This window comes from Synechococcus sp. H60.1 (assembly GCF_047462335.1).
Taxonomy (GTDB): domain Bacteria; phylum Cyanobacteriota; class Cyanobacteriia; order Thermostichales; family Thermostichaceae; genus Thermostichus.
The window spans coordinates 1-12,349 of record NZ_JANSJA010000017.1; the positions used below are offsets into that span (position 1 = coordinate 1).

The window sequence follows — 12,349 nt, forward strand, 5'->3', positions numbered from 1 at the left end:
TGCTGTCAAGCGGGTGAGGAAACCCCACCCGCCTACGCGGTGGGGTAGTTCATTTCTGAGGTGTTGGGCCTTGTGGGGTGGGGCGATGCGCTTGGCCAGAACCGCTAAGGTAGGAATCCCGTTGACGAAGAGATACTGGCCTGCCCTGCTCCCCCTAGGCCGAAACCACCCGTGTCCGGCTCTGGGTAGCCGCGAGCACTATGGGTAATACACTCCTCCTGGCTTTTTTGCTTCTCCTCTCAGGGGCCTGCTCCGGGGCGGAAACCGCCATCACGGCCATGGACAACTTGCGCTTGGAGTCCCTGATCGAAGAACAAGGGGATCCACAAGGCCTCTATCGGCTGGCGCAACAACAGCGATCCCGGCTGATCACCACCTTGCTGCTGGTGAACAACTTCGTCAACATTGGCATCGCCGCCCTGGCCACCACCATCTCTATTGAGCTACTGGGATCCCAGTTTGGAGCTTTGGCCGCCACCGTGCCCACCACGATCCTGGTGCTCCTGTTTGGAGAAGTAGCCCCAAAGTCCCTGGCGGTGAGCCATCCGCTGGCAGTGTTCCGCTGGGTGGTGCGGCCTGTCCATATCCTCTCGGTGCTGCTGCGCCCTTTTACCGACGCCTTTGAATGGATTGTCAGCCGGCTGTTCAACCTGTTGGAGCTGTCGCCGCTGACGGCCACCGCTTCCCTCAAGGATTTGGAGCTGCTGATCGACGTGCTGGGGCAGCGGGGGCTGCTGGATTGGCAAAAGCGGCGCCTGTTCCGAGGCGCCTTGGCTTTGGATTTGCTCCAGGCGGGAGATGTGGCCAAACCTAGGGTAAAAATGGAGACCATCTCCCACGATAAAACCCTGCAGGATGTGGTGAAGCTCTGCCTGGAAACAGGCTACTCCCGCATCCCTGTGCAAGGAGAATCCAAAGACGAGATCGTCGGCGTCATTCACCTCAAGCAGGCTCTGCGCTACCTGGAGCAAAAGGGCAACGCTGAGGTCACCAAGGCCATGTCTCCGCCTTTTTTTGTGCCCGATACCAAGCGTGTCAGCCTGCTGCTCAAGGAAATGCTACGCTCCCGCCAACACCTGGGGATCGTGGTGGATGAGTTTGGCGGCACCACCGGCTTGATCACGCTGGAGGACATTTTGGAAGAGCTGGTGGGAGATATCTACGACGAAAGCGATCTCTCCCCCCTGCTGCTGCAGCGACAACGACGACAGCGCCCCTCCTCCCCTGGCTCCCCTTGAGGGAGGCTGCTAGCCGGCTTCTGCAGAGTCTTGGTTGGCTTCGGGGGAGGGGCCCGGATCGGCGGGGTAACGGGCAACAAAAAAGATCCAGAAGCTGTGGATCCCTACGCCCAGACCCCACCCGCCCAATAGAGGCAGCAGCCACGGCCAATCGGCTCGGTACAACTGCTGGAAAAACACCAGTCCCGAGGCACTGCAGAGAAAAACCGCCAGATGGGCCGCGTAGGTGTAACGGTCATCCAGCTTGCGAAACTCAGGATCCCGACGGGAGGGCTTGCGGGGCCAGCGAGGTGGCATGGCAAAACTGGGCAGTTAAAACCTTCTTTACTGTAGAACAACCCTGGACAGGGATCCCTGCGGCTCGGGGCCTAACCCCAGTGGGTTGCCCGGCGTCTGCTTTCCAAGTTTAGGAGGTTGGGTGGGGCCGCTCCCGCCAGCGGCAACTGGGGGGATCCGTTTCGCCGGGCTGGGTGGCAAACTCCAGCGGCCCGTTTTCGGTGTATAGGTGCAGGTCGAACCAGAAGGTGGATCCCTGTTCCAGCTTGCTTTCCAGGCAGATGCGGGTGTAGTGCTTCTCCAGAATGTTGCGCACAATGGCCAGGCCCAGGCCGGTGCCCTCCAAAGTGTGGACGCGGTTCTCGACGCGGAAAAAGCGGTCGAAGATCCGCTCTTGATCCTCCGGGGCGATGCCGATGCCCGTATCGGCCACCGCCACCCGCACCGCCTGCGGGGATCCATCCGCCTGCACCACCAGGTGGGCATGCACCGTCACCAGACCTCCCGACGGCGTGAACTTGAGAGCGTTGCCCAAAAGATTGGTCATCACCTGCAGCAGCAGATCGTAGTTGCCCCACACCAGGGGCAGATCCGGATCGACAAACTTGCGCAACTGGATCCCTTTGTCGCGGGCTTGCAGGTGGTGGGTGCGCAGGGTCTGCTCGATCACCGCCGCGATATCGACGGCCTCGAAGTGGTACTGCTTGCCCGACTCCAGACGCGACAAATCCAACACATCGTTGACCAAGCGGGTGAGGCGATCGGTTTCGCGGTTGGCAATTTCCAGATAGTCCAGCCGCTCCTCTGGCGACATCTGCTCGCCGTACTCGTAGAGGGTCTCGATAAAAGACTTAATACTAAAGAGGGGGGTACGCAGCTCGTGGCTGATGTTGCTGATGAACTGGGCCTTGGCCTCGTTGAGCTCCACCTCGCGGGTGATGTCCTGTACCGTCATTACAATCCCCTTGAGGTTTTGCCGCCGCGGGTCGGATACCGGCGACAGCAGGATGCGAACGACGCGCTTGATGGGGCCGCTGAGGTTGACGCGAATTTCCTCTGCCTCTTGATCCCCGCGGGCAATTTGCATCAGGGGGCGGGCCAACTGCTGCCGCAGATCCTCCGGCAACAGCTCCGGCAAAGGCTTGCCCAAGACGGGATCCCCTTCCCAGCCGAACATGCGAGAGGCCGCCGGGTTGAGCAGCAGCACCCGAAACTCGGCATCCAACAAAATGGCGGCATCGACGATAGAGAAAACCAACGTCTCCAACTTGGCTTTGGCGGCGGCCAGTTCTTCGATGTTCTGCTCTTCGTAGCTCTGCAGCCGCTCCGCCATCTCGTTAAAGCTGTCGATGAGCTGGGCCAGCTCTCCCCCAAAGGGCAGGTCGATGCGCTGCTTGAAGTTGCCCTTGGTGATCTCCTGGACGCCCTTGACCAGTTCTTTGATGGGGTAGGTGATGGTGAGGGCATTGACCACGGATCCCAGGATGGCCAGAACCCACACTGCCAAAAACACCCCAATCGAGACCTCCCGCGCCAGTTGCGTGGAGCGCACGAGGGCGGGGTTGGGGTTGATGCCGAGGCCAAGGGTGCCCAAAAAGCGGCCCTGATGATAGATGCCGACAAAAATGTCCGTCACCCGCCCGGCGGGGGTGAGGTGGGTGCGCACCAGCGGCTGGCCCTCGGCAGGCGGGCGGTTGTCCGGCAGTTGGATGCGGCGGGTAAGGCTGAGGGAGGTTTTCACCTCCTGGTTGGAAAACGGGATCCCGTAGTAGATGTTCCCTTCCGGGTCGGCGTAGAGCAAATAGCGGATGCTGCTGGTGCTCTCAAAATATTGCCGCGACAGTTGGGCCACTTCGCCGATGCGATCTTCGGCAATCAGGGGAGCGACATTGGCTGCCAACAGCAATCCCAGATCCCGGCCAAAGCGGGCCTCGTTGAAGCGGGCATCCTGCTGCACAGTGCTGATGGCCCAGAAGGTGAAGCTGCTCACCACCAGCGAGACCACCAGCGTGGCCACAAAGAGCAACTGGGTCTCCAGGCGCAGCTTGTGTTTCCAGCGCGCCCACCAGCGCCGCAGGGATCCCCAAAAGCCCCCTCCCCTTGTCGGCTCCGCAGTCTCCCCAGGTGAGGGCTCTGGAGGAGAAGAAGCTGACTCAGGCGATTGGACGTTGACAAGGGGCTCGGCAGTGCTGACAGGAGACATGAACCCGACGTAACAACCCTGGAGAACGCTGTCGCCACCATTTTGACATGGCTGCCGACAGGGTTAAGAAAGGGTTAGATTTTCTGAAAAGATTGTTACAACAGAAGGGACACGCCTAGATCTCCAACTAGGGATCCTAAAGGCGCAAAAGGAAATGCTTCTAGAGGGGTTGCAGGCCTAGCTTCTCAAGCAAAGCCGCATCGGCGGCCGAGCCTGGGTTAGGCGTGGTCAACAACTTTTCGCCGGTGAAGATGGAATTGGCGCCTGCTAAGAAGCACAGCGCCTGGTCGCTCTCGGACAGGTTTTTCCGCCCTGCCGAGAGCCGGATCTGGGCTCTGGGCAGCAGCAGCCGAGCCGTGGCGATGGTGCGCACCAACAGCAGCGGATCGGGAGGGGGAAGCTGGCCCAGGGGCGTGCCAGCCACCGGCACCAGCGCGTTGATGGGTACCGAAGTCGGCGGGGGCGTCAGGTTGGCCAAAACATGCAGTAGGGCGATGCGGTCTTCGTCGGTCTCCCCAAGGCCGACAATGCCGCCACAGCAGATCTGCAGGCCGGCTGCCCCCACATGGGCCAGAGTCTCCAGGCGATCCTGGTAGGTGCGCGTCGTGATGATGCGGGGGTAGAACTCCGGCGAGGTGTCCAGATTGTGGTTGTAGGCCGTCAGCCCAGCCGCCGCCAACTGCTGCGCCTGAGCAGCCGACACCATCCCCAAAGTGACACAGGCTTCCATCCCCAGCTCGCGCACCGTGCGCACCATCTCCAGCACCCGCTCAAACGCCTCCCCTTCCGGGGCTGACCGCCAAGCAGCGCCCATACATAGCCGGGTGGCACCGGCTTTTTGAGCAGCCATGGCCTGCTCGCGCAGCGAATCCAGGGAGATCAAGGGATAGGTCTCGATCCCTGTCGAGTAGCGGGCGCTTTGGGGGCAATAGGCGCAGTCTTCCGGGCAGCCGCCCGACTTGATGTTGACAAGGGCGCAGAGTTGAACCCGGTTGGGAGGGTAGTGCTGTCGGTGCACCGCTTGCGCCTCGAACACCAACTGCAGCAGCGGCCGATGGTAGATTTCGCGAACGTACTCCAGAGCAATGGCCATGCCGGCAATGTCCAAAACTCCCTAAAAGCTTGCCAGCACTCTTAGGCTTGGTTAGGATGTAAAATCTGTGCTTTGGGAAGGCGAACCCGTCTCGCTTAGGAACTCAACAATGATAACCCCAGAAGCAGTGGCCAAAGGCCCTATCAGCCAATTTGTTGAGCATCACTTTCGCCACTTTAACGCCGCCGCCCTGGTGGATGCGGCCAAGGGCTACTGTGCTCACCTGGAAAAAGGCGGCAAGATGATGGTGACCTTAGCCGGTGCCATGAGCACGGCAGAGCTGGGGCTTTCCCTGGCTGAGATGATTCGGCAGAACAAGGTGCACGCCATCTCCTGCACCGGCGCCAACCTGGAGGAAGACATCTTCAACCTCATCGCCCACGACTTCTACGAGCGGGTGCCCAACTACCGCGACCTCAGCCCGCAGCAGGAGCAGGAGCTGCTGGAGCGGCACCTGAACCGGGTAACGGATACCTGCATCCCGGAAGAAGAGGCGATGCGGCGCCTGGAAAAAGCTCTGCTGGAAGAGTGGATCGCTGCCGACCAGGCCGGGGAGCGCTACTTCCCGCACGAGTTCATCTACCGCATCCTGCGCAGCGGCCGGCTGGAGCCCTACTACCAGATCAATCCGCGGGATTCCTGGGTTTACGCGGCCATGGAGGCCAACTTGCCCATCTACGTGCCGGGCTGGGAGGACTCCACCACCGGCAACATGTACGCTGCCCACTGCATTACCGGTGAGATCCGCCATGTCCACACCGTCCGCACGGGCATTGAGTACATGATCCAGCTGGCGGACTGGTACACACGTACCTCGGCAGAGTGCTCCATCGGCTTCTTCCAGATTGGCGGCGGCATTGCTGGCGATTTTCCCATCTGCGTGGTGCCCATGCTGCACCAAGACCTGGGCCGCAAAGGGATCCCCCTGTGGGGCTATTTCTGCCAGATCAGCGACTCCACCACCAGCTACGGCTCCTACTCGGGGGCAGTCCCCAACGAGAAGATCACCTGGGGCAAGCTGGGGGTTGACACACCTAAGTTCGTCATCGAGTCGGATGCTACCATCGTGGCGCCTTTGATTTTTGCCTGGGTGCTGGGGTGGTAGAACCCCGCTTCAGGATAGACGATCAGCGAGGCTGGGGCTGACCTGAGGTAGGACGGGGCCATTGGGAGAGCAGAATCGCAGCTTCCCAGCGCCTCATGTCCTGGGCAATGCGCAGGGGGGTGAGGCCGTAGCCGTCCGGCTCGTCAATCTCGGAGCCATGCTCCAGCAGCAGCCGCACCACCTCGGGGTTGCCCGACCAAGCGGCAAAATGTAGGGGCAGGCCGCCGGCCCCGAAGCGGGCATTGACGTTAGCACCTCCCTCGAGCAAAGCCTTGGTCACTTCAGGATTGCCCAGGCGGGCAGCTTGGTGCAGGGGGCTGGCTCCGCCGCGATCTAACCGGTTGGGATCCGCCCCAGCGGCCAGCAAAAGGCGGGTGTTGAGGCCACTTTCGACGAAGAACAGAGCCGTCTTGCCCCGCTCCTCGACGACATTGGCGTCTTTCCCCAGCCAGAGAGCCAGTTGCAGCCGCAGCGGGTTGGCGGTGGCCAGGACTTGCGGATCTTCTGGCAGGGAGTAGCCGTAGAACCCCAGCCCCCCTACCAGCAGGGATCCCAGCCCGGCACCCACAGCCCACCACCTACGCTCCATGGCCCTACTCCTCAAAGAACAGGATGGCGATCCCTTGGCTGGGCAGGGCCTGGGCCGAAAGCAGCAAGGGATTACTGAGGGCAGGTTGCACAGCAGCAGCGGGAAAGAGGCGCAAAAACGCTGCTAAAGGTTGCAGCTCGCATTGGGACGCCTCGGCGGCGGCGGTGCGATACATAGTCGGGATGACCAACTTGGGCTGCAGCGCTTCGATGGCTGCCTTGGCCGCCTCGGGATCGTAGTTTTTCGGCCCACCCCCCACCGGCACCAGCAAGAGGTCAGGGCGAGCCAGCAGGATGGACTGTTCCCGGCCAATGGGCTGCAGGGCCCCTCCCAAATGAACAACGTCGATCCCGGCCATGCGCCAGCGCCAGCCCACGTTGAGGCCAAAGCGGGGGCCCCGCGGCATGCGCACCCCCTGCACGCGGATCCCATCGATGACGTAGTCCCCCGGCTGAAACAGCACTTTAGGGTTGCCGGGCACCACGTCCAGGGCCCCTTCGTCCAGGAGGCGGCTGCTGAGCAGCACCAGATCGGCCTTAACGCTGGGAGGAGGATAGCCAGCCGTGCAGCCCCCCGGCCGAAAGGGGTTGACCAGAAAGCGCTTCCCCTCCCCCTCAAACAAAACGCAACTGTGGTGCAGCCAGGTCAGTTGCAGGCTCTGGGGGGTAAACTCCAGGGATCCCCCTGGGGAAGGGGCCGTTTGGGCACCTACTCGCTGACCCCCCACGGCAAGGGATCCCAGCAGGCTAGCGCTGGCTTGCAAAAGCTGGCGACGCTTCATGGGGTGGGGATCCCTGACGCAACCACGGCAGCCGCTGGCTGAGGCGCTCCTAAGGCATGGAGTTGCGCCAAGCGCAGGAAGTTGCTCAACAGGCGCTTGCCCTCAGCGGTCAAGATGCTCTCCGGGTGGAACTGCACGCCCTGCACGTGGAGATAGCGGCGGTGGCGCACCCCCATGATAGTGCCATCGCAGGTTTGGGCCGTCACCTCTAGCTCGTCAGGACAGGTGGAAGCCTCGATGACCAAACTGTGGTAGCGGGTGGCCGCAAACGGCTGGCTCAGCCCCTCAAACACCCCCACCCCCTGGTGGTAGATGAGCGAGGTTTTACCGTGCATCAGCTCAGGGGCGGGCACGATGCGCCCCCCGTAGACCTGGCCAATGCACTGGTGCCCCAGGCAGACGCCCAAGATTGGCAGCTCGGAGCCCAGCTCCCGAATCAGCTCCAGCGAGATGCCGGCATCCTCAGGCCGCCCTGGCCCCGGCGAGATGACCACCGCCTCCGGCTGCATCTGGCGCAGCTCGGCCACTGAGATCTCGTCATTGCGAAAAACCCGTACCTGGGCCCCCAGCTCCCCCAGGTATTGCACCAGGTTATAGGTAAAGCTGTCGTAGTTGTCGATTACAACCAGCACGATGGCACCCGGCGATGGCACCTCATTTTAGCATTGCCGAGGCTTGGCTCTTCCCCAGCGGCAAGACTCGCAACCCAGAGCCAACACCCGGATCAAGCTTGTATCCTGGAGGATATAGCACACAAGCGGCAGCGAGGTGGCTCGCTTTTAGGTTGTTTTCCCATGATTTTTCGGATCCCATGAACCCGCTCCTCTCCCCGGCAACCGATTTGCTGGACGAGTTGCGGCAGCTTTTCCCCTTCGAGCTGGACGAGTTTCAGATCCGGGCCATTCAGGTTCTGGCAGCAGGGGAATCGGTGGTGGTCTGTGCTCCCACCGGATCTGGCAAGACCCTGATCGGAGAATATGCCATCTATCGGGCTTTGTCCCAGGGCAAGCGGGTTTTTTATACAACCCCGCTGAAGGCTCTTTCCAACCAAAAGTTTCGCGATTTCGGCCAGCAATTCGGCCCAGAGCAGGTTGGCCTCCTCACTGGCGACATCTCCCTTAACCGGGAGGCGCCGATCTTGGTGATGACCACTGAGATCTTCCGCAACATGCTCTACGGCACGCCGCTCTCTCTCGCCGTCCAGCAGGGGGCTTACGGCAGCGAGATGGATGCGTGGGAAGCGGCGGAGGCCCTGAGCCGGGATCCCTTGCGGGATGTGCAGGCGGTGATCCTGGACGAATGCCACTACATGAACGACCAGCAGCGGGGCACTGTCTGGGAAGAAGCCATCATCTACTGCCCTGCCCACATCCAGCTTGTTGCCCTCTCGGCCACCCTGGCCAACAGCGACCAGCTCACCGACTGGATGAACCAGGTGCATGGTCCCACCCGACTGATCGACTCCAGCCATCGCCCGGTGCCACTGCAATTTCACTTTGCCAATCGCAAAGGACTGTTCCCCCTGCTGGAGCAAACCGAGTCAGGCCAGTGGGTGTGCAATCGCCGCCTGAAAAGCAAACTCCCCAAGTCCGGCCAGTCCTCCTACGGGGGGGTACCGGATATGGTGCAGGTGGTAGAAAACTTGCGCCAGCGGGACATGTTGCCGGCCATCTATTTCATCTTCAGCCGCAAAGGCTGCGACCTGGCGGTGGCCGGTGTGGGGAACTTGGATTTGATCGCCAGCGAGGCAGAACGGCAGCAGTTGGCCGAGCAGATCGACCGCTTTTGCCGGGAAACGCCGGAAGCCGTGCGTCGGGATCAACTGGATGCCCTCTACCGGGGTATTGCCGCCCACCATGCCGGCATGTTGCCCGCCTGGAAGGGCCTGGTGGAGCATCTGTTTCAGCAGGGGCTGGTGAAGCTGGTTTTTGCCACCGAGACGCTGGCCGCCGGGATCAACATGCCCGCCCGCACCACGGTCATCTCTTCTCTTTCCAAGCGCACCGATAACGGCCACCGTCTCTTGACTGCCTCTGAGTTTATGCAAATGTCGGGCCGGGCCGGACGACGGGGCAAAGATGTGATCGGGCATGTGGTGACGTTGCAATCCCCCTTTGAAGGGGCGCAGGAGGCGGCGCGGCTGGCTACGGCGGGGGCAGATCCCTTGGTGAGCCAGTTTACCCCCACCTATGGCATGGTGCTGAATTTGCTGCAAAAGCACTCTTTGGAGGCGGCGCGGGATCTCATTAACCGTAGCTTTGGCCAGTATTTGCTCTCACTGCAAAAGTTACCCGAACAACAGGAGCTCCAGCGCACGCGCGCCGAGCTGGAAGCGATCGATCGCCTCTTGGGAGATATTTCTGCTGAAGATATTGCCCGCTATGAAAAAATGCAGGCGCAACGGCGGGAAGAACGACGCATCTTGCGCTACCTGCTCAATCAGCGAGAAGCCGAGCCGGATCCCACCCTGCGCCTGTTGGCTTTTCCCCACATCCAAGCCCAAGAGGAAAAGATCCGCGCCCTGGAAGCCCGCATCCGCGAAAACCCTGCCCACAAAGTTGGGAAAAAGCTACTGGGTTTACAGGAAAAGCGCCAGCGCCTGCTCAAGCGTCTGCAGCACCTGGAGCGGCAAAGCGACTCGGTACAAGAGTTGCGCTGGCAGCAGTTTATGGCCCTGGTGGGTGTGTTGCAGGAGTTCGACTGTCTGCAGGGGTACCAACCTACCGCCAGTGGAGAGGTGGTGGCCGCTCTGCGGGGAGATAACGAGCTCTGGTTGGCGCTGGCCCTGCTCTCTGGCGAATGTCTAGGCTGCGCTCCCCATCACTTGGCTGGGGTGATCGCTGCCCTGGTGGCCGAGCCTCCCCGTTCAGGAACCTACAGCCGGCTGCGGACTTCCGGGCTAGTCGAGGATGTGCTGCAGGGCTTGCGAGGCCTGCGGCGGCAACTCTTCCGCAGCCAGCGGCAACACCAAGTGTTTCATGTGCCGATTGGGTTCGAGCCCGGTCTGGCCGGGATCGTGGAACACTGGGCCCAAGGGATCCCCTGGGAAAAGCTAGAGGCCAGCACCAACCTGGATGCTGGAGATATCGTGCGCCTCATCCGCCGCACGCTGGATTTGCTCTCCCAGATTCCCTACCTACCCCATCTGCCGGTGGAGTTGCGGGAAAACGCTCGCGAAGCCCAAAAAATGCTGGATCGCTTCCCGGTCAGCGAGCTTATCTGAGCGTAGACTGAAGGAATCTGCCAGGATTCGGTTGCCCCTGGGGATCTTCTCTTTGGGGAACTGGGAGTGGACAGACAGGTTTTGTCCGTCCAGCCAACTGCCTAGGGCCCACAGTCCGCCGGCGCAAACGCGATGCCGCTAACGGCGGGAAATGCCGCTGGGCCGAAAAGTGTTTCGTTGCCAGTAAAGATCGCTTAGTTATCCCACTCGCGCAGCGCTCGCCCTGGAGAAAGTTACCCTTGTGGAGATTTCTCTAGCCGGTTGCGGGCTCTGGAAGCAGGAACAAGCAGCAAGGCTGGACGGTGCTCAGCTATGCTCAGTATTCGGTGCTTGTAGGCCCTTCGGAGTGGGTTATGCTGCCGCCTGCCTACTCAGCCTTGCCCAAGCGAAACCCGCTGAGCCTGCCGAATCAGGCGCGGGTGGCTGTCTATGTGGTGGTCAACATCGAGCACTTCACCTTTGGCAAGTTGGGTACTGCCATCCAGCCCCATCTCACCACCTCGCCCGAGATCGCCAACTATGGCTGGCGGGATTACGGCAATCGGGTGGGGATTTGGCGCCTGTTTGAGTTGTTCGCAGAGCTGGGGATCCCAGGAACTGCTGCCTTGAACGCCGAAATGGTGGAGCTATATCCCCCCATCCTTGAGGGGATCCGCCACCACTCCTGGTCGGTGATGGCTCATGGCTGGAACAACTCCACTGGCCACAGCGGCCTGACCCGCCAGGCAGAAGAGGAGCTGATTGAACGCAGCTTGTCCCTTTTGGAGAAGACAGTGGGATTTCGTCCCTGGGGCTGGCTAACGCCGGGGTTTTCCGTTAGCGAGAATACTTTTGACTTGCTCAGAGCTGCCGGGATCCGCTACACCGCCGACTGGGTGAACGATGATCAGCCCTACTGGCTACAAACTGCCGCTGGCCCTCTCCTGGCGATCCCCTACACCTTGGAAGCCAACGACATCACTCTCTGTCTCAGTGCCCGCCTAGCAGCAGAAGCTTTTGCCCAAGCCCTCATCGCTCAGTTCGATCAACTCTGGCAAGAGGGAGAACGCTTCCCTCGCATTATGGCCATTGGCCTGCACCCTTTCATCGTCGGGCAACCGCTGCGGGTGGGATCCCTGAAAAAAGCGCTCCAGCACATCCGATCCCGTCCCCAAACTTGGCTCACCACGGCAGAGGGTCTCTACGAATGGTATGCCCAAGCCTGCCCTGCCCCCGAGATGACCTGACCCCCCTCCGACTCCCCCTGTAGTTGCCACCGCACGCCCGTGGGGGGAGGCCATAACTCCAGCCCCTGGGCCTAAGCCCAGATACTTGCACTGGATGTTGATGTCGGCTCATAACACAGCAGAGTAGCTTGGTAGCCCTCCGTCCCGCTAGCGCGATTAGTGCGGGGCGGAAAAGCCTTAGAGCGGCTTTAGCTGCTGTTCAATGCCATAACTGCTGCTAAGCAAGCACCTACCCCGGTGAAAGGCCCGGACAGTGCTGTAAGTCAACAAGTCAGCGGAACCTTGAGACTGGGTTCCAGGGAGCCGTCTAGGAGCGTCTTGACAGCGCCTTTGCGAGTCCGTCTGTGGACTGCGTAAGAATCCCCCGACTTTAGTCGGTGGGAGTGTCGATGTTGCTGTTGCACTACTCCAGGCTATGCAGCGCCAGGATTAGGCGACTTATCCCCAGGACTAAAGACCGGGGCCTGCACCGCCTGACCCGCTGGTCAAGACCGGCTGGTGGGGGGCCGAGGCTTTTGTTATCCTGTCGCTTAAGTTCTCCCCTCGGCAGGGGAAAAGCGGCAAGCTAAGTCTGATCCCGGATGCAAGCGCGAGTCCGTAGATTTGCTGGGTCAG

Annotated in this window: 10 protein-coding genes; 4 read left to right on the plus strand and 6 right to left on the minus strand. The window is 61.1% G+C overall.

Annotation, left to right across the window (positions count from 1 at the left end; all coding sequences use genetic code 11):
• Window positions 1–200: 200 nt before the first annotated feature.
• Window positions 201–1,238 (plus strand): hemolysin family protein, encoded by a 1,038-nt coding sequence (locus tag NW852_RS00665; RefSeq protein WP_414372110.1) that lies wholly within the window; start codon window positions 201–203, stop codon window positions 1,236–1,238.
• A gap of 9 nt (window positions 1,239–1,247) precedes the next feature.
• On the opposite strand, the gene NW852_RS00670 is transcribed toward NW852_RS00665, so the two are convergent.
• From NW852_RS00670 to bioB, 3 genes are all read right to left on the minus strand, one after another.
• A complete protein-coding gene (locus tag NW852_RS00670) occupies window positions 1,248–1,535 on the minus strand; it encodes a 2TM domain-containing protein (RefSeq protein ID WP_414364049.1) in 288 nt (95 codons plus the stop codon).
• 109 nt (window positions 1,536–1,644) lie between these two features.
• Window positions 1,645–3,717 (minus strand): ATP-binding protein, encoded by a 2,073-nt coding sequence (locus NW852_RS00675; RefSeq protein WP_414372113.1) that lies wholly within the window; start codon window positions 3,715–3,717, stop codon window positions 1,645–1,647.
• Window positions 3,718–3,877: 160 nt separating this feature from the next.
• Window positions 3,878–4,810 carry a biotin synthase BioB gene (gene bioB / locus NW852_RS00680; protein ID WP_414372190.1) on the minus strand — a complete coding sequence of 311 codons (933 nt, stop codon included), beginning with the start codon at window positions 4,808–4,810 and terminating at the stop codon, window positions 3,878–3,880.
• Between the two features lie 109 nt (window positions 4,811–4,919).
• On the opposite strand from bioB, the gene NW852_RS00685 reads away from it, so the two are divergent.
• Entirely contained in the window at window positions 4,920–5,915 is a 996-nt protein-coding gene (locus NW852_RS00685) for a deoxyhypusine synthase family protein (RefSeq protein ID WP_414372116.1), read from the plus strand.
• A 22-nt stretch (window positions 5,916–5,937) separates the two neighbouring features.
• Here NW852_RS00685 and NW852_RS00690 read toward each other — a convergent pair whose 3' ends face one another.
• From NW852_RS00690 to NW852_RS00700, 3 genes are read right to left on the minus strand one after another with little or no spacing between them, the layout of a single operon-like run.
• Window positions 5,938–6,504, minus strand: coding sequence for an ankyrin repeat domain-containing protein (locus tag NW852_RS00690; RefSeq protein WP_414364046.1), 567 nt, complete (start codon window positions 6,502–6,504; stop codon window positions 5,938–5,940).
• 4 nt (window positions 6,505–6,508) lie between these two features.
• Entirely contained in the window at window positions 6,509–7,285 is a 777-nt protein-coding gene (locus NW852_RS00695) for an MBL fold metallo-hydrolase (RefSeq protein ID WP_414372119.1), read from the minus strand.
• Window positions 7,282–7,917, minus strand: coding sequence for an anthranilate synthase component II (locus NW852_RS00700; RefSeq protein ID WP_414364055.1), 636 nt, complete (start codon window positions 7,915–7,917; stop codon window positions 7,282–7,284). The genes NW852_RS00695 and NW852_RS00700 overlap by 4 nt, the downstream gene beginning before the upstream one ends.
• A 179-nt stretch (window positions 7,918–8,096) precedes the next feature.
• Here NW852_RS00700 and NW852_RS00705 point away from each other — a divergent pair, with 179 nt between their 5' ends.
• Window positions 8,097–10,508: a DEAD/DEAH box helicase gene (locus tag NW852_RS00705; RefSeq protein WP_414364043.1), complete on the plus strand. Its 2,412-nt coding sequence runs from the start codon at window positions 8,097–8,099 to the stop codon at window positions 10,506–10,508.
• 353 nt (window positions 10,509–10,861) lie between these two features.
• Window positions 10,862–11,734 (plus strand): polysaccharide deacetylase family protein, encoded by an 873-nt coding sequence (locus tag NW852_RS00710; protein ID WP_414372121.1) that lies wholly within the window; start codon window positions 10,862–10,864, stop codon window positions 11,732–11,734.
• The last annotated feature ends 615 nt before the right edge of the window (window positions 11,735–12,349 follow it).

Coding starts and splice junctions, on each gene's coding strand:
- NW852_RS00710 (WP_414372121.1), top strand. CDS start 10,862: ATGCTGCCGCCTGCCTACTCAGCCTTGCCCAAGCGAAACCCGCTGAGC.
- NW852_RS00695 (WP_414372119.1), bottom strand. CDS start 7,285: ATGAAGCGTCGCCAGCTTTTGCAAGCCAGCGCTAGCCTGCTGGGATCC.
- bioB (WP_414372190.1), bottom strand. CDS start 4,810: ATGGCCATTGCTCTGGAGTACGTTCGCGAAATCTACCATCGGCCGCTG.
- NW852_RS00670 (WP_414364049.1), bottom strand. CDS start 1,535: ATGCCACCTCGCTGGCCCCGCAAGCCCTCCCGTCGGGATCCTGAGTTT.
- NW852_RS00685 (WP_414372116.1), top strand. CDS start 4,920: ATGATAACCCCAGAAGCAGTGGCCAAAGGCCCTATCAGCCAATTTGTT.
- NW852_RS00665 (WP_414372110.1), top strand. CDS start 201: ATGGGTAATACACTCCTCCTGGCTTTTTTGCTTCTCCTCTCAGGGGCC.
- NW852_RS00705 (WP_414364043.1), top strand. CDS start 8,097: ATGAACCCGCTCCTCTCCCCGGCAACCGATTTGCTGGACGAGTTGCGG.
- NW852_RS00675 (WP_414372113.1), bottom strand. CDS start 3,717: ATGTCTCCTGTCAGCACTGCCGAGCCCCTTGTCAACGTCCAATCGCCT.
- NW852_RS00690 (WP_414364046.1), bottom strand. CDS start 6,504: ATGGAGCGTAGGTGGTGGGCTGTGGGTGCCGGGCTGGGATCCCTGCTG.